Below are 18740 nucleotides of genomic sequence, written 5' to 3'. Positions count from 1 at the left end.
TGTAGGCAGGAGGTGCGGGGCATCTCCTGTTCTGCGTCTTGTGCGCGTGTATCCGGCAGAAGACTTATGTGAAAAGTCTCGTGTGGCAGTGCGGTTTGAGGCATGTGCATTAAAATCGGTGCAGGCACCACCTCTCTAAGAGGCTGATCAGGGAATAGAGCAAGGTCGCCATGATACAGAGAAGTACGATACTCATTAAGAGCCAATCCATCTTGAATACCTGACTGGAATAAATGATCAGATACCCCAGTCCGTCTCTTGCGGCCAGGAATTCCCCGATGATCACGCCTACCAGGCAGAGACCGATATTGACCTTCATGTTGCTGATGATCGCGGGGATGGAGCTTGGCAGCACCACCTTTGACAGTGCGTGGAAGCGGTTACCGCCAAGGGTGTAGATCAGCTTGATCTTACCCGGGTCTACAACGGTGAAACTGGTGTAGAGGCTTAGAATGCTTCCGAAGATGGCGACCGACATCCCGGCGACGATGATGGTAGTCTTTGTTGCGCCGAGCCATACGATCAGAAGCGGAGCCAGTGCGGATTTGGGCAGGCTGTTCAGCACCACCAGGTAAGGGTCCAGGATCTCAGAGAGCTTGGAGCTGAACCACAGCGCAACTGCCACCAGGATGCTGATGGCAATTACGAGAAGGAAGCTTAAGAGCGTTTCATACAGCGTGACGCCCAGATGGAGGAAGATACTTTTATCCAGGAGCATCCCAAAGAAGCAGAGTGCGATCTTAGTGGGGCTGCTGAAGATAAAGGAATCAATGATCCCGGCCCTGGCGGTTAATTCCCAGATCAATAAAAAGGCAAGCAGGATCAATACCCGGGAGATACGGACGATTCTTTTGTGTCTGCGGTGTTTGGTGAGATATGTTTGCTGTTCTGTTGACAGATTATTCATCTGTATTCAACTCCTTCCATATAAGATTAAAATATGTTTTGAATTCCGGGGCATTGCGCCGGTTTAGCGGTGTGTCGGAATCTAAGGCGAAGATCAGCGGTATGGTCTGTTTGATGGCAGCGGGTCTCCCTGAGAGTATGATCACCCTGTCTGCCAATGAGATGGCTTCTGACAGGTCGTGGGTTACGAGCAGGGCGGATTTGCCTTCCTTGCGGATGATCTGCCCGATATCGTCGCCGACAGTCAGGCGGGTCTGATAATCGAGGGCGGAAAAGGGTTCATCTAGAAGCAGAAGCTCCGGTTCTAATACCAGGGTGCGGATCAGTGCGGCCCGCTGCCTCATGCCTCCTGACAGCTCGGAAGGGCGTGAGGTCTCAAATTGCCGCAGGCCGTAGAGGTCGAGCAGGTCATGGGCGCGTTTTTTCGTCCGTGCAGTCAGCATGTGCTGGACCTCCAGGCCGAGGATCACGTTGTTGTAGATGGTACGCCATTCAAAGAGTTCATCGTGCTGAAGCATGTAGCCTACGTTTGTCGTGCTTTCTTTATGGTATTTTCCGTTGATCTTGATATAGCCCTTTTCCGGTTCGATGAGTCCGGAGATCAGAGAGAGCAGGGTAGATTTGCCGATGGTATAGCAGTGGAAACAAAGGGCGCCGTTTTAACCAAATCGGCAAAAGTATTCGGGGGGATGTTTGAGGATAAGGCGAAGCTTGAGCAGAGTATTTCGACCAGGATCCGGTATTGTATGCAGAAAGCAAAGGTTCCGCAATATAAGATAGCCAGAGCGATCGGGTATGCAAACGAAACTATATCCAATTACATGAATGGTAAAATTCCTGAGGAACATATGAACGTGCATATGCTAAAGAAGATGGCGGTATATTTGGGGATGGATAAATATTATTTTTGTAATGAGTATCATAAGTTTATGGATAGTACAGATGTTCCGAAGTTTTTGAAAGAGATGAGGCGGGAAAAGGGAATGTCACAGAGAGAGTTTGCGTCTGCGGCGGATATACCGCTGCAGTCTTATAAGAAATATGAGGAAGGATGGGTGCGGTTACCGGAGAAATATTGGCGGGCGTTGATGGATATGGAAAAGGGATAGGGCAGAAGGGAGGGTGCGGAGGTTGTAGATGGTTACTGGAATCTGGAAAACGCCGCAAATTCCAGATTCCAGGAGTTTTCTTGCTCCTTTTTTTACTGCTATTGACAAACTAACTCTTTAGGGATACAATACAAATAAGTAACTCTTGAGAGATACTACGAGGAGATTTATTATGAGTAAGATTGTTTTATATCACGGTTCAAACGGAAAAATTGAAAAGCCTCTTTTCGGAAAAGGCAAGATTTATAATGATTATGGTCAGGGCTTTTATTGTACCGAACATATAGAGCTTGCAAAGGAATGGTCCTGTAATGAAGGTGTTGACGGTTTTGCGAACAAATATGAGCTTGATACAGTAGGTTTGAAGATTTTAAATCTATCTTCAGAAGAATATACGATTCTTCATTGGCTTGCTCTGCTTATGGAAAATCGTCGTTTCCGTGTGTCAACTCCTGTTATGCGCAGAGGTGTTCAATGGTTGAAGGAGTATTTTTTAGTTGATATCAGCGAATATGATTTAGTTATCGGTTACCGTGCAGATGATTCATATTTCTCATTTGCAAGAGCATTTATCAGTAACGAAATTTCTTTAAACCAGTTAAACTATGCTATGCGCCTTGGCAAACTCGGTGAGCAGTATGTTTTAAAAAACGAAAAAGCATTTAATCAAATAGAGTTTAAATCCGCTGAATTGGCAGATAATACTATTTACTATGCCCGCAGAAAAATGAGAGATGATGAAGCCCGTAATGCTTTTTTTGCAGAGCTTGAAAAAGAAGATATTGACGGTATTTATATGAGAGATATTATTAGAGAGGAAATGACAAGTTATGATGTACGCTTACGATGAACTTTATCTGAATGATGCTATGAGAAACCTTGGCGAAGCATTTGATTATTCGGCAACTGTCTTGAAGATCCCGATGGATGATTTTCTTGATATGTTTATTATAAGCGGTATTGCAGAACAATTTGCCAGCGGCGTTCCAAAGTTCGTATCAGGTCTTTCGGGAACAGAGCTTGTATGGGAAGTTTTAAATCGTACAAGGGAAAATATTGATTTGTCTGCACCACAGATTGAATACGACTACTCACCTGAATATTGGTGCGGTTGGATACTTGCGTTTTATCAATGGAATACAGGAAAGAGTTTTAAGGAAATTAAAAAATATCTGCCAATGAATGAAATTTATAAGTTATACCCCACCTTGCACGAAGCGGCGGAGGAAAAGTTTGTTGATATAGCAAATTCTATACTTGAACGCAAAAACTTACCTACAAAATTGCAGACAGTACGCAGGGCAATCGGACTTTCACAAAAAGAGCTGTCTGAAAAATCAGGGGTAACACTCCGAATGATTCAGCAATATGAACAGCGGGCAAAGGATATAAACAAGGCAACTGCAAGTAACTTGTTTGTGTTGGCGCAGACACTCGGTTGTAAAGCAGAGGATTTATTAGAATAGCTTGCGGCTGCGGCGGATATATCATTGCAGTTTTATAAGGAATATGAGGAGGGGGCGGTTTCCGGAAAATATTGATGGGCATTGATGGATATGGAGAGGGCAGAAGGGAGGGGCGGAGGCTGTAAATGGTTACTGGAATCTGGAAAATGCCTCAAATTCCATATTCCAGTGGTAAAATAAGGTATTTGTTGTGCCTATGCCAACTGCATAGCCTCTGCTTCAAGTATATTAGGCGAATTGACAAAAGTACTCGTGGGTGATAGAAGTGAATATGTGGAAATTACATTTTGGTTACTGGAAAAAAACTATTAATTTCCAGAATTTAGTATAAATATAAAAATATTTGTGATAGAATGAATAAAAGATATTGTTTGGATTGGTGAAATGATAAGGAAGGCGTGAGAAATTGCCGGAATTTTATAACAATTATTGGTTTTCTTATTAAAAATGTTTGGAAATTGGAATCGGCTATATAGTAATTAATCCCAAATTCCAAAAAACATAGTTCAAGGAGAAGTCATGCTAGAAGAATTCAAAAAACAAGACAAAGAACAAAAGGTTGAAAAACGGTTTGTTTCAGATGAAATAGGAGAAAAATACAAAGAGTGGAACCAAAGAAATATTATTTTTATTACCTCTCCTACCGGTAGCGGAAAAAGTTATTTTATATTACATATATTTCTGAAATGGGCAATAAAGAATAATATGAAATTGCTTTATCTGGTTAATAGACGGATATTAAAAATGCAACTAGAAGAAGAACTAGAAAATGTGGAAGAAGAACTGTGCAGGGAGTCCTCAGATTGGAAGGTAAAGTGTACCTTAAATGAATATATAAATATTAAAACATATCAAAGTATTGAAAAAGAAATTAAAGGAAAAGAACCAAAAAATTTATTGTACTATTTGGATTTTTTTTCCTGTGTCATTTATGATGAGTGTCACTACTTTTATGCCGATTCAAATTTTAATACAAATACAGAATTGTCATATTCAGTTCTGAGAAAAGTGTTTGACAATAAGCTACAGATATATGTATCTGCAACGCCAGAAGAAATGATAGAAGAAGTAGATAAGTTTGTAAAGGAAGAACAAAGAGAATCCGAAGGAAAGATGTCATACGAGCAGATTTTTGTGTGTCCTCCTAATGAAAGAAAAAGGGAATATAGCATAAGTGCTGATTATGGATATATAAGTTTAGAGATTTTTGAAAATATTGAAGACTTGGCCCATTTAATAAAAAGAAATGGAAGCGATAAAAAAGATAAATGGTTGATTTTTGTAGATAGTATCGAACGGGGGAAAGATTTAAGAAAAAGATTGCTGACTAAAAATGATTCAGAAGAAGAAAAGAAAATAATCAATGAAAAAGATGTAATTTTTTTGGATGCGAAATATGATGAAAATGATGACAGTAAAGAAAGTGTGAATGAAATTGTAAACGAAGAATTTTCAAGTAGAAAGGTGGTAATTTCTACTGCGGTTATGGATAATGGTGTATCTTTCAAAGATTTTAACTTGACAAATATTGTCATAATGGCAGATACACGCGAAATGTTTCTACAAATGTTAGGCAGGAAGCGAACGGATGGAGGTAAAGTAAAATTATATATTTGTAAACAAAATGTAGAGCATTTCAGAAAAAGAAAAATGTATACTGAAAATATACTAAAATGTTATGAACGGCATAGAAACACTTTGCGAAAGTTAGATAAACCATATTGTTTAGTGAGTAATCCGTATTATTTGTATAGTTATGTGGAGACTCTATTTATTAATACAAAAGAAACTTTTTATTCAACTGAATGGAAACAACAGGATATATTGAATGAAATATTAGAGGATACTGTATCTAGTCAATATATTAGAAAATTTTGTTATTCTTTAGGAGGGATTATAACCCTTAATTCTTTAGCAATAAAGAAATACCTTAAATTGAAGTTATTTTACAAAGATATGATAGAAAAAATGGAAAACGATGAGTATGCATTTGTAAAGCAACAGGCGGATTGGTTGGGGGTTTCGCACGATAAAGTAGAAGTCGTTATTGAAGAATCGAGCATAGATGAGCTATCTAAGAATAGAGAGAGATTAGAAAATGCGATTAAGGAAGTTTTAGGTGACTCTATGACAAGAGAGGAAAATATTGAATGGAAACTAAAAATATGGAAACCTCTATTATATTTTTTAAGTAGAGACAAAGATTTCAAAGATGGTGAAGAAGATGCTATAAAAAAGAATGATAGAACAATTTCTGATAAAATATTTGAACGGTGCATGACGCAGGCAGGGTTGCCTTATGTATTGAAAATAAAAAGAGGAAGTGAACAAAAAGGAATAGTCACCTTGTATACTATTAAAAAAATAGATTAAATAAATTGTTGTAGTATATTAATTGTACCTGGAAATAAATATAAACAACTCATTTAACAACCCATAAAGAATAATTTGCCAGCAGTTTCATAAACATATTATGAAACCTGACTGACGGAAAGTGGGTTGTGATGTCAAGAAAAAAGCAGAGTATTGAGATTGTTTTACATAAACCGACAGATATATCAAAGGTGTACAATGCGCCGCAGGTTACGGATTTTTGGAAAGAAATGATTCTAGCAAAGGTGCGGGCGTGCAGCCTCACACAACAAGACTACCTTCGATTATTGGAAAAGGATTTCGGTAATCATTAACAAAGATGATAACTGTTTCATAAAGTCCAATAATCCGGAGGAAAAAATGAAAGTAAGGATACATCTACATAACCAAAAATACCGTTCCAAACCTAAAAAAAGTGAGATTGGTAAAATCAGCAATGAAATTACGGATAAAATTAAAGAGATTGATATTGAGAGATTTGCCCAAGAAGTAGGGAAAAAGGGAAGGACCTTCACCACATCCATATTTAACGGCAGGAGAGTGAAGGAGAATTTTGTGAGCCAGCAAGTATTTTGTCTGGATTTTGATAAAGGATTTACGATTGATGAGTTCATGGAACGTGCAAAACAATATGATATACATCCGTCCATGATATACAATACGTTCAGCAATACAAAGGAAAGCCCAAGATTTCGGGTGGTATTTATCAACGACTGTGAGATACAAAATGAGGAGGCTGCATTTGCTCTTATGTACATGCTGCTGGAAATCTTTCCAGAGTCGGATAAGAGCTGTAAGGATATAACGAGAATGTTTTTCGGCGGTAATGATTTGAAATTTGTTGATAGCAATGCAACGATTAATCTGGTTGATATTTCGTTGAGTTTGCAAGCCTATTTAAAAAGCAGAGATAAGAAAAATTACCGTAGAAAAATTGAACAGATTGGCAGAAAAATGCAGGTACAAGTGAATAATGGAAAGCTGTGTATACACGCAGAGGTGTTAAGCGGTATAAAAAGTGAGGAATTGCTTGCAATGACCAGTAATATGATAAGGGTGAATGCAACAGAATCCTCACTTTTTTATGTTATAGAAAAAGAATCACACAACCATTCTATGTGTAGACGGCAAAATGGGGAGAAGAAACGAAAGAAAGTACGGGGGATATCAGAGAAGATTTTATTGAAAAAATGTCCGCTTTTCAAAGATTTTTATGAGAAAAATATTACACATGAACAGAAGTTTTTGATTGCCACGAATTTATTATCTATCAGCGGGGGCGAGAACTTATTTTTTGCCGGAAATATCAACCATGTTGAGAAATGGAAGGAAAATTGGGAGTATCTAAAGCAATACCATTATGTACCGCAGCACTGTAAAAACGGAAATTGCCCCTATTATGAGAAATGCAGAAGTCCTACGATTTTAGACAAAGTAACTGAAAAAATTAGTAAGAATAGGATTGAGGGATACTGTGAGATAGAAGAAGCGGAGAAAATTTTGAGAAGTTATCTGTTACAAGCTGTTCAGGCCAAGGAGAAAGGAATTTACTTGATTTCAGCTCAGACTGCTTTAGGAAAAACCAGTACCTATTGTAATATTGTGAAAGAGAATTACGAAAAGAAATCATTTATGGTTGTAGTGCCTACAACAAAATTACAAAGGGAGGTAGGGGAAGAATTAGAAAGGTTAAACGTTCCGGTATTTATGACTGAAAATATTTATTATCTTTTGAGAGAGATACATTTAGATGATTTAAAAGATATGGCCATGTATCTGTACAAGATGGGATTTGGATATAAAGTGAAATCTGTGATAAGAGATTATATATCAAATACAAAGTTAGATGATATACAGGAAAGACGGCTGAGGGAATATTTGAAGTCAAAAGAAAGACTGGAAGATAGCAGGTGTGTTGTAACGACACATGCCATGTTTTTATCGTTTCAATCTGAAATCATCAGCAGGTATGAGGTGGTGATTGATGAAGATATTCTCATGAGTATTTTTAAGAATACGTCTACTATTAGTTTTGGAGATATTGAATTAGCTCTTGAAAAGGAGGCGATACCAAAAGAAGAACGAGGTTTTGTGAAACGGTTATTAAATGCTTCTGACAGTAGAATAGAAGTGAAAAAACCGTTGGAATTGCGAATCAGTCAATTAGATAAAATTTACGAGAAAGAGATGTTAAGAAATGTACCATTGGTAAATTTTTTACAGGCAGCTTCCTATCAGGTAGATGTGTCAAAGAAACAGGTGAATTTTTTCAATGCGAGGCGAATCCCTGATGTGAAAATGACGATTGTGTCTGCCACATTAAATGAAGAATTATACAAAAATTATTGTAAAGGGCAAAAGATTTGTTTCATGAAAGTCCCTGTTGCTAAGTACAAAGGGAAACTGCTACAATATACTGCTCATTCTTTGAGCCGAAGTAATTTAGAGGACATAGGATATAAAAAAATAAAAGAAAAGCTAGACAAATTTATTGAAAGCAAAGAAAAAAATATTATCACTTTCAAAAAGTATAAAGAAGATTCTGAAATTTATTACGGGAAATCGGAAGGGTATAATGAATATAAAGGAAAGGACTTGATAGTAATCGGAACGCCGCATAACGTACCTTTTGTATATCATCTAATAGGCGCCTATTTAAGATATGATGCAGAGGATACATTGTGCCTTCGGATGACGGAAAATGATACATATTCGTTTAAATTTATGACATTTAAAGATGATAAAATGAGAAATTTACAGTTTTATTTTATTGAGAGCGAGCTTGAACAGGCAATCGGTCGCGCAAGGCTGCTTCGGTATGATTGCAGGGTATATTTATTTTCTAATTATCCATGCAGACAAGCAGATATTATCGAGGATGAATATTTAGATTTAGCATAGAAGTTTTTGGTCGAATCCTAAAGCGGCGAATGAAGATGTTGGAATCGTTTGCTGTGAAATCTTTTATCAGTTTATCCGGTCAAAGCTGATATAAGGAAGAAGGATTTGATGGGTGAAAGCAGACATTTCTATTGTGTTGAGAAGGAAAAATTTTTAAAAGATTGGTATATCACTCATGTAGGATTGAAGTGAAAACAGGGATGAGATTATTTCAATATTGGTGAAAAAATTTAGTAGTTAATGTAATGCAATGTATAGAAAGGGGGATGAAAATGTGGATAGAAATAATATTGAATATGCATGGCGGATGATAGCCGATATGCAGAGTATACTTTGAAACTGTTCACAAAAAGATTCAGAAATTATAATACATGAAAGAGTCAATCTATGAAAGTAGGAAAAATGAGTGAGAAAAAATACCATTTGAGATAACTTTAACTTTTAAGGCAATAGGGCTGTCACTTTAAGCAATCTATTTTAAGAAATTCTGTATCTTGTATCTTTTATACTTAATGTAACAGCCTTGATTTTTATAAAAGATATCAGTTTATATTGAATCCGGATTTTTCGTAGATGAACTGGTCTACGGCAATTTTGCTAACCTTCCAGATGGAACCAATTCGGAATCCTTTGATTGCTCTGGTGTTTAATAATTCATAAGCCCGATTCCTTCCAATGCCTAAATATTCTGCCAGTTCACCGACTGTCATTAAAGGGGATTCGATTTCAGTATCGGTCGTTAGAGAGGGCTTCAAGATATCCATCATTGTTAAATTCTCCTTCCTGATTTGATATTTTACTTTAATGTTTGAATGGACTAATTTTATATACTTGAATAGATTATATAGGGATGTGAGATTTGGGTATAGTTAGGGGAAACTGGGGATAGTTATGGATAGTTTAAGAGTAGGAACGTGATTTCAAGCTCTACAGGGAAAACTACAAGTAAATGGTTAGGAAAATCGCTGATATGAAAGAGAAATTATGATTGTGAATATCTCAGTATGACGGGATATTCCTTGCTTTTGCCGCATTGTAATGGGGTAGCTGAGGATTTTAAACATATGTCGTTTTTCTGAGAATTACTTCTACATGTCTATATTTCAGTAAGAGTATTGGATTTTGATTGTATATTATTATCATGATACTTGTAAAAGTACCAAGAAGTAATGTCCAGACTTTTTGGTATGTTCCGTGACAGAAGAAATCTGATTAGGACAGTATCATGCCATACAGCCATAGGAAGGAAGGAAGCAGGCCGTTGAATATTTCAGGGCAAAGGGAGTGAATATGTTGGACAAGATAATAGGAGGAAGAAAATATGGGTAAAAGAATGGCTCGTAATCAGCAATTACAAATCAACCAATGATTATCTCAAATGTAGCAGCCGTAAATATAGGAAGGCTGGTGTAAGGAGATGTCCGTAAAGATATTGAAACCGATAATTGAAACCCCAAATAAAGTATGGTAGTATAAAAATAAAAGAAGGGCAGGTGAAGGACGATGGAGAAGGAGAACCGGGAACACAAGGACAGTGTCTTCGTTGACCTCTTTTACCAGGATGAAACGGCAAAGAAGAATCTGCTGAGTTTATATAATGCGTTGCATGATACAAATTATGAGGATGAAACGATCATTCGGAAGGTAAAGATTGATGATGTCTTATATAAGAACTTCAAGAATGACATTTCTTGTGAGGTGAATGGGCAGGTGCTTGTTTTCGGAGAACATATGAGTACAATCAATAGAAACATGCCCTTGCGCTGCCTGATGTATGTGGGAAGGGCATATGAGCAGTTGGTAGACAGCAAGGCACGTTACAGGACGACATTGGTGAAGATACCGACCCCAGAGTTTTATGTATTTTACAATGGCGAGAAAGAACAACCGTTAGAACGGGTATTATCTCTGTCAGATGCATTTATGAATCCGGCAGGAGAAAATTCTGTAGAGCTAAAGGTGAAGGTCATCAATATTAATTCTGATAAAGCGCATGAGATTCTGGGGAAATGCGGGATATTAAAGGAATATAGCCAGTTTATCAGTACAGTAAGAAAGTATTCGTATGAAGAAAGCGCCATTAAAAAGGCAATCAAGGAATGTATTGAAAAGGGGATTCTGGCAGATTATTTAAAGAGGAAAGGAAGCGAGGTGGAGAATATGTTGATTGCAGAGTATAGTTATGAGGAAGATATACAAGTGAAGCAAGAGGAAGCAAGGCAGGAAGGAATATGGCAGGGAAGACGTGAGGGAAGACGTGAGGGAAGACGTGAAGGAAGACAGGAAGGAATCACTTTATCGGCAGATATTTTCCAGATGGTTAAGAAGCAGCCAGATTTAACAAATAAGCAGATTGCCAAGAACCTTGGCTGTAGTGTGGAAGATGTGGAAAGTACAAGAAAAATGTTTGGTATATAGTTTTATAATCGTTTTTAACGCTATCGGAGTAAGTCTGATAGCGTTTTTTAATGTGCAGATTTTCTAAAAGTAAATTTAATCAAAAATAAATCAAGGATGGTGGAGAATGGTATGAAAACAATTAGTCTACTAAATTTAAAGGGCGGGGTTGCGAAAAGTTTTACTTCGGTAAATATGGCTTATGAATTGTGGCGCAGGGGGAATCGGGTCTTATTGTGGGATAACGACAAGCAGGGGAATCTGAGCAAGGCATTTGACCGGTATGAGGCAGAACAGACCGCACCTGCCGCAAGGATACTCAGTGGTGATTGGCAGAATCCAGAGGAATTGATACAGGCGACAGATTATGAAGGGATAGATATTATCACGTCGAATCTGTCATTGTTTGGCACTGCCTGGAATCTGGTGCGAGAAGGCGGGAATGATATGACAGAAAGATACCGGAGATTCGTAAAAGCCAGTATCAACAATCAGACAGAAGATTGCATTTGTGAAAGATATGATTACTGTATCATAGACAATCCCCCGGATATCGGAATCAATGTGGTCAATGCCCTTGGGGTGACGGATGAAGTGATCGTTCCTGTGAAGATTGATGAAAATTCCTTAGAAGGGCTGGATATTGTGGCGGGACAGATTGAGGACGCAAAGGCTCTGAATCCGTCTTTGATATTAAAAGGAGTATTGATTACGATTTACCAGAATACGGACGGGGAAACAGCAGGGTTAGAATGGCTCAGGCAGGAATGGGACAATGCAGAAAGCAGGCATTACAGGCAGTATGAGGTTCTTGGCAGGATTCGGTATTCTGCAAAGGTGGCAGAAAATTCCTTTGTGAAGAAACCAATCTACGAGTATAGCCCATGCTGTGGTGCGGCGCAGGATTATAAGCGTTTTGTAACCAGTTATACGGGGATAGGGAGATAATGGGCATGGCGAAATTTGGGATTAACGATTTGATAGACATTAAGAAAAAGGAGTCCGGTTCAGAGACAGTAGATGAGTATAAGGAGATCTGGCTGAACCCCAGGGACGTGAAACCTTCGGAGAGTAATTTTTATTCGCAGGAAAATATAGAAGAACTTGCAGACAGCTTTCTTGCGGTGGGACAGCAGCAGCCAACGGTCTTAGCGAGAGTGAACGGGGAGTTCCGTATCGTGAGTGGGCACAGGCGGAACCTTGCGAATATTAAGAACCTTGAACGAGGGTATCAGGAATACGAGAAGGTGCGTTATCTTTACAAAGATATGACTCCTGCAATGTTGGAACTGTCTTTGCTGTTGGGAAATGCTTTGAATCGGGAACTGACGCCATGGGAAAAGACCCAACAGGCGCAAAGATTGAAAGAGGCGTTGGTAAAGGCAAGGGATGAGGATGGCTTGGAGATACAGGGAAAGCTGCGGGATATCGTGGCAGACCTTATGAATGAAAGCAGTTCCGGCATTGCAAGGATGGACAGTATCCACCATCATGCGGTGTCAGAGATTCAGGAAGAATTCCGGAAAGAAACTCTGAATATCAGTGCGGCGTATGAGGCGTCGAAATTATCAGATGTAGAACAGAAAGCCATTGCTAAGAAAGCTGCAGAAGAAGGTGGTATGAAAGCAAAGGAGGTTATAGAGAGGGCGATGAAGAATCGAGAAGGAAAAGGCGTGAGAAAAGATAAGGAATTTTCATTGGTGTCCAATTTGGACACCGATTTACAGCCCCAAAACGGGAAAGAAATCCGAAGGGACGATTTTACAGGCAAAATGGAAGAAAAGCAGACCGGACAGACTGTAAAGGGCGGAAATATAAGGAAATTTAAGAAAGGAAATCGCCATCAAGAGATACTGCGTGAGTGGGGCAGGGAAAGTGTAAGCCTGACGGTCATTACAGAAGCGGTTAGGGAGGCAATGCGGAAAGTGTCCAATTTGGACACCTCGGAAGAATGGTCAGACGTTGAGTGGGCGGTATTCCTCACGAGGGCGATTATGAACCAGGCGGATTGTGTAAGTGAGGAAGATTTGTATCTGCTTCACGATATTATGATACGCTGCCAGGGAGAAGAGTAATTTACGCATGGATGTATGCCGGATCGTGTGTGGATGTTATAAAAGAAGCATACTTAATGTGCGGTGTTTCGTTAGAATACTGGATAGTAATGGAAATTGTGAGAAGATATATAGTATTGGTGTCCGATTCGGACACCTTATAATAGGAAGAAATAGATAGCGAGATTAAGAAATGGCAAAGCCGGGGCAGAAATGTTCCGGCTTTGTGCTGTTTGGGAAGGGAGAAGAAATACAGATGAAAAATATGCGTACATTGACAGAAGAGCAGAAGATATTTGCAGAACAGCACCATATGCTGGTGGAACAGTTTCTGTGGAAGAAGCATTTAGAACGGTCTGAGTTTTACGATGTGGTAATCTTTGGTTATCTGGAGGCGGTTCAGGAATATCTGGAAAAGCCGGAACTGTCCAAATATCCATTTTCATCCATTGCGTGGAGAAAGATGAAATATTGTATGATTAATGAATATATTTACCGGAACTGCCCGAAACGGAATGCCCCTATGGGAACGTACCGGGAAGATTACGAACCTGCACTTTCAAGGGAACAGGTTTCGGAGCAGATGAATTGTATTGCCAGGGAGTTGGAACACAGGGCGCTGTTACAACAGTTGATGTTCCATATGACAGTGAAAGAGAAGGAGGTTGTCTGCATGAGGGCGGCAGGATATACTTACCGGGAGATTGCAGAGCATTGCAATATTACTATGCGGGGAGTTTCTGCAAGGCTGATTCGGATGAGAAAAAGGTTTCGGGCATTGGCGTTAATTTAATGGACGGCATGGGTGATTCATAATTTTTTCATAGAGGGTGTTAAAAAGTGTAGTTTTCAAGTATAATATTTTTATACAAAATAAATCTTTTTATAATTAAGGAAGATCGGAGGAGGTATGGTATGTGTCAAGTGGCGATAGATATACCGGAAGCAGTTTTATATGATACGCGCATGAGCAGGGAAGAAGCCTGCCAATTTGCAAAAAGGGCGGTAGCATTGGGATATTATTCTCAAAGCGGCGTATCTATTGGTTATTGTGCGCAGATTGCGGAAATGACAGAAGAAGAGTTTATCAGGTATCTGGGGAAAAATCATATTTCTATTTTCCAGTTTGATAATGAAAAAGAATTTCTGGAGGAATTGGAAAATGCGTAGAGTGATTGTAAATTCTACTCCGCTGATTATTCTTTGTAATATAGGAAAGTTGGAAATATTAAAAAATTTGTATGGGGAAATTGTTGTTCCGCAGGCGGTGTATTCAGAAGTAACAGTAAAAAAGGATTCTGCTTGTCAGCAGATTGTATCAGCGGACTGGATTCACGTAGAGCAGATAAAGAACGATTCTGATAAAAAGATGTACAAAGCTAAACTCCATGACGGGGAAGTAGAGGTTATGATTCTTGCGCAGGAGAATGAAAAGGCAGATTTGGTTGTGATAGATGATAATGCGGCAAAGAAGACGGCGAAATATTTAGGGCTTACAGTTACCGGAACTGTCGGAGTGCTGTTAAAAGCGAAAACAAGCGGGGTGATTACAGAGATCCAACCTATTTTGGAAAGCATGAAACTGAAAGGATTTTATATCAGTGAAAACATAGAACAAATGATTTTGAAACAGGCTGGAGAAAAATGAATAGATTCTATTGGGAGCTGGAACAGAGGTGTTCTGGCTTTTTTGTTTATTAGATTCTGGGAACTTTTGGCGGACCATATCATTGTGGTGGACGGGTATTTTAGTTTTCGGACAGAGGGCTTGCTGGCGGAGGGAAAAGGGGTATGAGTCATAGTAATGCTGGATTATATCACATTATGTCAAAGTAGGCTGAATAATTACTGTTTTTGACATTTTTCGTCGGATATGCCGTAATTACTTTATAATGAGTTTAGCAGAACATAAAAGAATTTTTGGTGCGAGGAGGAGATAGGCGTGAAGGAACAGGAAGAATGGATAGGAAATTTAGAACATGATATGTATCGGGAAATCGTGAGGGTGACGCAATCCTTTCCGGTAAAAGAACAGCGGGCAATTCAAAAGGAATTGGCTCAAATCATAGCCAAGGCGCAGGATAAGGCGTTTATGAGGGGATATGAGTATGCCATAGAAGTGTTGGAAAATGGGCATATGAAAAAATAACCGCTTATATCCCCCTGATATCATCAATAATCTGGCGGACATGGGCTAACTGTACATCGGTAAGGCCGGTCACTTCAATGTAGCTCCGGCTGTCCAATTCCAGCAGGTAATCGGTACTTACGGAAAAGAACTGTGAAATCTTGACCAGCATTTCTATGGAAGGGAGAATGTTATTGTTCTCCCAGTTGGAAACCGTCTGTTTCGAGACGTTGAGCGAAACCGCAAGCTGGACTTGGTTGAGGCTTCGGGCCTGCCGTAAATTTTTCATCATATCACCAAACATAAGAAACCTCCCTTTTCATAGGCTACTCTATAGAAAGTATATTTACAAAATACTAGAGTATTGATATAATGGACATGGTGAGATGTCAAAAAATATAAAAATGGAAGTCAAGTGAAAAGGGAGGCGTAATTCATTTAATAAAAGAGGAGAAAGATGTATTCAGAAATAAGGAAAGAGAGGAAAAATGATATGTTTTGTACAACGTGTGGAAAGGAATTGAAGGAGGAATGGTCGATTTGTCCATATTGTGGGAATGAAACAAATGATGAAAATGAAAAAAAGGAAAAGAAAGAGATTATAAAAACTGAAAACACATATAGTGCGGAAGATGAAGATGTTGATTTAAAGTCTGAAATAAAATTAATTAAAGGATTGATGTATGAACATCCTGTAAGAATAGTATTATGTATTCCAATTATCATTTATATGATTTATTTGTTGTATTTGCTTTTTACATATAATTTTAATAATTTGCTTCATGGGCAGGATTTTTGGGCAACCTTACCTATGGTCATAAGGGATTTAATACCTATATTTACTGGTTTGATTTTGAGTGATATTGGATTATGGTTGCTTTACGGGCCAAAAAATTATAAGCAAGTTAAAGAAAATGTTACAAAGAAATCTCAAAAAGGATATGGGATTGCTTCACATGTCCTAGCTTTAATAGTAGCTCTTGTATTAATGTCGTGTGCTAGTGATGGAGATGAAGACGTTAATTATGTGGAAAGAGAATCATCAAGTGAAATAGCAAGTGATGAATCATCCAATAATATGACGATAGAAGACTATATCAACTTGTGTCAGGAAGTAACGGGAGAGGATATATCAAGAAATCCAGAAGCTTTTGTAGGTAAAGATAGAGCACTCTCGGAAACTCAATAGAGAATAAGCAGGAAAGGGTTGATTTTCAGAAATGAGAGGGATAAGGGATGGATGATTATGGGGCTTGAGCAGTCCAGAGAGCGTAAAGAATAAAAATGTGCATGACTTTAAAACCTGTCGGAAAACAGGCCTGAAAGAATCCAGAAGCAGGAAACTTGGTTTATGCCACTGCCTGCACCTGCTGTTTATAGCGGGCATCCAGATGGATGCAGATTCCAATCATGGTTGTCATGAAAGAATAATGCTCCTTTGTGTGTATGAACATACGGTGCAGTCCGTAATCATTGAGGATGCGGTTGTTGATACGTTCCGTGGCGGTGCGTTGATTATAAATCTTCTTATAAGCATCTGTGCCGCGGGGGACGTCGGTGTAAAGCCGGATATCCCATTCGGGCCGGGTTTTGACGACTCTCCCATATTTGGAATCGGTGCAGGAGTTTTTACATTTGGAACAGTGATCTTTCCCATAGGGGCAGCGCCACATGAGGTAACCGCTGGATCTGTCATAACCGTTAGGCTTCATGCGCAGTTTTTCCTGACATAAGGGCGTTCCATCTTTGTCAATGGTGATGGTATCAGGAATTGTTTTTGGCCGGCCGCATTTGTCGTTCAGGTCGATGAAGGCCCGTATTCCCCTGCTTTTAAGGATCCGGTAGGTGGGGTAATTGTCCATTGCAGAATCCAGGCACATATTCGAGGTGGAAACAGCCGGCATATGTTTTTCCAGTTCATGGAAAGCGACAAGGAAATTGACCGAATCATGACGCTTTGCGCTGGTAAAACGCAGAAGCAGGGGGAGATCTGTCCTGAGTTCACTGTTATAGCAGGATAATTGGAACAAAGTGTAGCCGAAGTAATATTTTTCCAGGTCGCTGTCCCAGCCCCAGGAAGCATCGGGGTCGGGGAAATGCCGCAGGTTTTCCGGTGCGCCAACCCTGTGGTGCCCGCGTGGGCAGGCATGGGTATGCACGGCGGTGCCGTCTCCGGAAACCGTAAGGTGTTCCCTTGGTATGAGACCGGATTCCATGGAAGGCAGGACAGCCACGTGATAGAAGAAGCGCTGCAGCCGCCCTTCAAAGTTAAAAGGGATATCCTTCCCGCTCATGAGCCGTTTTTCGATAGATTCTGTGATTTTGGGCTTTGCCTCCTGTGCTTTCTGTTTTTTGCCTTTGGGCTTATCCGGCTTTTTGGTGTTCCAGGAAGCCGGAAGCAGTTTGTCCCGCGCATATAAGTCCGTTGGCGGTGCAGTCCAGAGCCTGTCCATGAAGTCAAAATAAGAACCGAGGGGCGGCAGGGAATCCGTAGTGCAGCCGATGAGAGCGGCAAGGAGGCGGTCATGTTTGAGCCTGTCGACCCAAAGGGTAAGGGATAGCTTGGCCAAACCTTCTGAAAATAGAAGAAAGAAAAGGATAAAAGACCTTAAGATTTGTGGCTGGTTCTTAGCGGGCCTGCCAGTGTTGGAGTAAAAGGGCAGAAGGAACTCCATGGCCTTATCGGTATCGAAAAGGCGGAGTTTCTGCCAAGGTTTCCAAAGCTCCGTATGGAGCCGGACTCTTTCAGAGGAATCGAAATGGACTTTGGATTCGTTGAGAAAGTACTTGTAATCTTGCATGGACTGCCAGTACTTGATCATAAAGTGCACCTCCTAGTAGTTTAGTTTAATGCTGTGCGTGTGGCACAGACGCTTCTTAACTACAAGGGGCGCGTTTGGTGACTGGCGTATATGGTCACCAAACGCGCCGCACATTTTGACTTATATGTCAATACTTTTTTGAAAATTTAACAAAAATGTTTTCCGGGATATGGAGGAAAGCAAAAAAGAAGAACATGAAAAAAGAGCGGAAATTCGGGCTCAAAGAGTTTCCGAGACCGCTCAGATATTATATTGGAGGGAAGATTTGATATTCTTGCAGGTGAAATAGTAATGAATTGGTTTACGGATAGCGGCATTATTGGGATAAAGTATAATGGAAAAGCTGTAGATATGCAGGGAAATATTATAGGAAATGTAATGACTGGGGATTATGGATATGTAGCTGGGAGATATGAGGGAGAGGATGATTGGGGACATAAATATATTGATGCACAAATTATTATCTTGGATAGTGCAGAATAGAATGCGCAAAAAGGATATTTAGACAAAAACAGAAGAAGTCCAGCTAAGAAATGTCAATAGTTAAAATGAAAAATGTTAAAAAAGTTTTTTTCAAACAGTTG

18 protein-coding genes and 1 pseudogene are annotated in these 18740 nt (G+C 39.5%); 14 read left to right on the top strand and 5 right to left on the bottom strand.

The features are described 5' to 3' along the window. Positions 1 to 109: 109 nt before the first annotated feature. Both VSQ62_RS16075 and VSQ62_RS16070 read right to left on the bottom strand, forming a co-directional pair. A complete protein-coding gene (locus tag VSQ62_RS16075) occupies positions 110 to 907 on the bottom strand; it encodes an ABC transporter permease (RefSeq protein ID WP_334635822.1) in 798 nt (265 codons plus the stop codon). Further along, positions 900 to 1532 (bottom strand): annotated as a pseudogene (locus tag VSQ62_RS16070) (ABC transporter ATP-binding protein); the annotation flags it as partial. The pseudogene VSQ62_RS16070 and the gene VSQ62_RS16075, both read right to left, overlap by 8 nt. On the opposite strand from VSQ62_RS16070, the gene VSQ62_RS16065 reads away from it, so the two are divergent. The 5 genes from VSQ62_RS16065 to VSQ62_RS16045 all read left to right on the top strand — a co-directional run bounded on the left by VSQ62_RS16065 (position 1452) and on the right by VSQ62_RS16045 (position 8755). Then, positions 1452 to 2015, top strand: coding sequence for a helix-turn-helix domain-containing protein (locus VSQ62_RS16065; RefSeq protein WP_334637683.1), 564 nt, complete (start codon positions 1452 to 1454; stop codon positions 2013 to 2015). The pseudogene VSQ62_RS16070 and the gene VSQ62_RS16065 sit on opposite strands and share 81 nt — an antisense overlap. Positions 2016 to 2187: 172 nt before the next feature. Next, positions 2188 to 2865 carry a DUF3990 domain-containing protein gene (locus VSQ62_RS16060; RefSeq protein WP_334635821.1) on the top strand — a complete coding sequence of 226 codons (678 nt, stop codon included), beginning with the start codon at positions 2188 to 2190 and terminating at the stop codon, positions 2863 to 2865. Further along, a complete protein-coding gene (locus tag VSQ62_RS16055) occupies positions 2846 to 3481 on the top strand; it encodes a helix-turn-helix domain-containing protein (protein WP_334635820.1) in 636 nt (211 codons plus the stop codon). Before VSQ62_RS16060 ends, VSQ62_RS16055 begins: the two co-directional genes overlap by 20 nt. Positions 3482 to 4000: 519 nt before the next feature. Next, entirely contained in the window at positions 4001 to 5854 is a 1854-nt protein-coding gene (locus VSQ62_RS16050) for a DEAD/DEAH box helicase family protein (RefSeq protein WP_334635819.1), read from the top strand. 360 nt (positions 5855 to 6214) lie between these two features. Further along, positions 6215 to 8755, top strand: coding sequence for a DEAD/DEAH box helicase family protein (locus VSQ62_RS16045; protein ID WP_334635818.1), 2541 nt, complete (start codon positions 6215 to 6217; stop codon positions 8753 to 8755). Positions 8756 to 9297: 542 nt separating this feature from the next. On the opposite strand, the gene VSQ62_RS16040 is transcribed toward VSQ62_RS16045, so the two are convergent. Next, positions 9298 to 9522, bottom strand: a complete 225-nt coding sequence (locus VSQ62_RS16040) for a helix-turn-helix domain-containing protein (RefSeq protein WP_334635817.1) — start codon at positions 9520 to 9522, stop codon at positions 9298 to 9300. A gap of 736 nt (positions 9523 to 10258) precedes the next feature. On the opposite strand from VSQ62_RS16040, the gene VSQ62_RS16035 reads away from it, so the two are divergent. From VSQ62_RS16035 to VSQ62_RS16005, 7 genes are all read left to right on the top strand, one after another. Beyond that, positions 10259 to 11173 carry an RpnC/YadD family protein gene (locus VSQ62_RS16035; RefSeq protein WP_334635816.1) on the top strand — a complete coding sequence of 305 codons (915 nt, stop codon included), beginning with the start codon at positions 10259 to 10261 and terminating at the stop codon, positions 11171 to 11173. Between the two features lie 111 nt (positions 11174 to 11284). Beyond that, positions 11285 to 12100, top strand: a complete 816-nt coding sequence (locus VSQ62_RS16030; RefSeq protein WP_334635815.1) for a ParA family protein — start codon at positions 11285 to 11287, stop codon at positions 12098 to 12100. Positions 12101 to 12105: 5 nt separating this feature from the next. Beyond that, a complete protein-coding gene (locus VSQ62_RS16025; RefSeq protein WP_334635814.1) occupies positions 12106 to 13227 on the top strand; it encodes a ParB/RepB/Spo0J family partition protein in 1122 nt (373 codons plus the stop codon). Positions 13228 to 13399: 172 nt separating this feature from the next. Next, positions 13400 to 13999 carry a sigma factor-like helix-turn-helix DNA-binding protein gene (locus tag VSQ62_RS16020; protein ID WP_334635813.1) on the top strand — a complete coding sequence of 200 codons (600 nt, stop codon included), beginning with the start codon at positions 13400 to 13402 and terminating at the stop codon, positions 13997 to 13999. Between the two features lie 122 nt (positions 14000 to 14121). After that, positions 14122 to 14376 (top strand): UPF0175 family protein, encoded by a 255-nt coding sequence (locus VSQ62_RS16015; RefSeq protein ID WP_334635812.1) that lies wholly within the window; start codon positions 14122 to 14124, stop codon positions 14374 to 14376. Then, positions 14339 to 14854, top strand: coding sequence for a PIN domain-containing protein (locus VSQ62_RS16010; protein ID WP_334635811.1), 516 nt, complete (start codon positions 14339 to 14341; stop codon positions 14852 to 14854). The genes VSQ62_RS16015 and VSQ62_RS16010 overlap by 38 nt, the downstream gene beginning before the upstream one ends. Before the next feature lie 294 nt (positions 14855 to 15148). Then, complete coding sequence (locus VSQ62_RS16005) at positions 15149 to 15355, top strand: hypothetical protein (RefSeq protein WP_334635810.1); 207 nt, start codon at positions 15149 to 15151, stop codon at positions 15353 to 15355. Between the two features lie 4 nt (positions 15356 to 15359). On the opposite strand, the gene VSQ62_RS16000 is transcribed toward VSQ62_RS16005, so the two are convergent. Further along, positions 15360 to 15638, bottom strand: coding sequence for a helix-turn-helix domain-containing protein (locus tag VSQ62_RS16000; RefSeq protein ID WP_334635809.1), 279 nt, complete (start codon positions 15636 to 15638; stop codon positions 15360 to 15362). 153 nt (positions 15639 to 15791) lie between these two features. Here VSQ62_RS16000 and VSQ62_RS15995 point away from each other — a divergent pair, with 153 nt between their 5' ends. Further along, complete coding sequence (locus VSQ62_RS15995; protein ID WP_334635808.1) at positions 15792 to 16523, top strand: zinc-ribbon domain-containing protein; 732 nt, start codon at positions 15792 to 15794, stop codon at positions 16521 to 16523. Positions 16524 to 16683: 160 nt separating this feature from the next. On the opposite strand, the gene VSQ62_RS15990 is transcribed toward VSQ62_RS15995, so the two are convergent. After that, positions 16684 to 18156, bottom strand: a complete 1473-nt coding sequence (locus tag VSQ62_RS15990; RefSeq protein WP_334635529.1) for a transposase — start codon at positions 18154 to 18156, stop codon at positions 16684 to 16686. A 291-nt stretch (positions 18157 to 18447) separates the two neighbouring features. Between VSQ62_RS15990 and VSQ62_RS15985 the strand changes: the two genes are divergently transcribed. Continuing rightward, positions 18448 to 18639: a hypothetical protein gene (locus VSQ62_RS15985; protein ID WP_334635807.1), complete on the top strand. Its 192-nt coding sequence runs from the start codon at positions 18448 to 18450 to the stop codon at positions 18637 to 18639. Positions 18640 to 18740: the final 101 nt, after the last annotated feature.

Source organism: Sporofaciens sp. JLR.KK001 (genome assembly GCF_036941055.1).
Classification (GTDB): Bacteria; Bacillota; Clostridia; order Lachnospirales; family Lachnospiraceae; genus Sporofaciens.
Note: the sequence above shows the minus strand (reverse complement) of the source record. Positions and strands in the feature narration are given on the sequence as shown.

What these genes read in the sequence shown, in the direction of transcription:
- VSQ62_RS16035 (WP_334635816.1), top strand. Translation starts at nt 10,259, where the DNA reads ATGGAGAAGGAGAACCGGGAACACAAGGACAGTGTCTTCGTTGACCTC.
- VSQ62_RS16045 (WP_334635818.1), top strand. Translation starts at nt 6,215, where the DNA reads ATGAAAGTAAGGATACATCTACATAACCAAAAATACCGTTCCAAACCT.
- VSQ62_RS16015 (WP_334635812.1), top strand. Translation starts at nt 14,122, where the DNA reads ATGTGTCAAGTGGCGATAGATATACCGGAAGCAGTTTTATATGATACG.
- VSQ62_RS16030 (WP_334635815.1), top strand. Translation starts at nt 11,285, where the DNA reads ATGAAAACAATTAGTCTACTAAATTTAAAGGGCGGGGTTGCGAAAAGT.
- VSQ62_RS16010 (WP_334635811.1), top strand. Translation starts at nt 14,339, where the DNA reads ATGAAAAAGAATTTCTGGAGGAATTGGAAAATGCGTAGAGTGATTGTA.
- VSQ62_RS16020 (WP_334635813.1), top strand. Translation starts at nt 13,400, where the DNA reads ATGGCAAAGCCGGGGCAGAAATGTTCCGGCTTTGTGCTGTTTGGGAAG.
- VSQ62_RS15995 (WP_334635808.1), top strand. Translation starts at nt 15,792, where the DNA reads ATGTATTCAGAAATAAGGAAAGAGAGGAAAAATGATATGTTTTGTACA.
- VSQ62_RS16065 (WP_334637683.1), top strand. Translation starts at nt 1,452, where the DNA reads ATGGTATTTTCCGTTGATCTTGATATAGCCCTTTTCCGGTTCGATGAG.
- VSQ62_RS16025 (WP_334635814.1), top strand. Translation starts at nt 12,106, where the DNA reads ATGGCGAAATTTGGGATTAACGATTTGATAGACATTAAGAAAAAGGAG.
- VSQ62_RS16040 (WP_334635817.1), bottom strand. Translation starts at nt 9,522, where the DNA reads ATGATGGATATCTTGAAGCCCTCTCTAACGACCGATACTGAAATCGAA.
- VSQ62_RS16050 (WP_334635819.1), top strand. Translation starts at nt 4,001, where the DNA reads ATGCTAGAAGAATTCAAAAAACAAGACAAAGAACAAAAGGTTGAAAAA.
- VSQ62_RS15985 (WP_334635807.1), top strand. Translation starts at nt 18,448, where the DNA reads ATGAATTGGTTTACGGATAGCGGCATTATTGGGATAAAGTATAATGGA.
- VSQ62_RS16060 (WP_334635821.1), top strand. Translation starts at nt 2,188, where the DNA reads ATGAGTAAGATTGTTTTATATCACGGTTCAAACGGAAAAATTGAAAAG.
- VSQ62_RS15990 (WP_334635529.1), bottom strand. Translation starts at nt 18,156, where the DNA reads ATGATCAAGTACTGGCAGTCCATGCAAGATTACAAGTACTTTCTCAAC.
- VSQ62_RS16075 (WP_334635822.1), bottom strand. Translation starts at nt 907, where the DNA reads ATGAATAATCTGTCAACAGAACAGCAAACATATCTCACCAAACACCGC.
- VSQ62_RS16055 (WP_334635820.1), top strand. Translation starts at nt 2,846, where the DNA reads ATGATGTACGCTTACGATGAACTTTATCTGAATGATGCTATGAGAAAC.
- VSQ62_RS16000 (WP_334635809.1), bottom strand. Translation starts at nt 15,638, where the DNA reads ATGTTTGGTGATATGATGAAAAATTTACGGCAGGCCCGAAGCCTCAAC.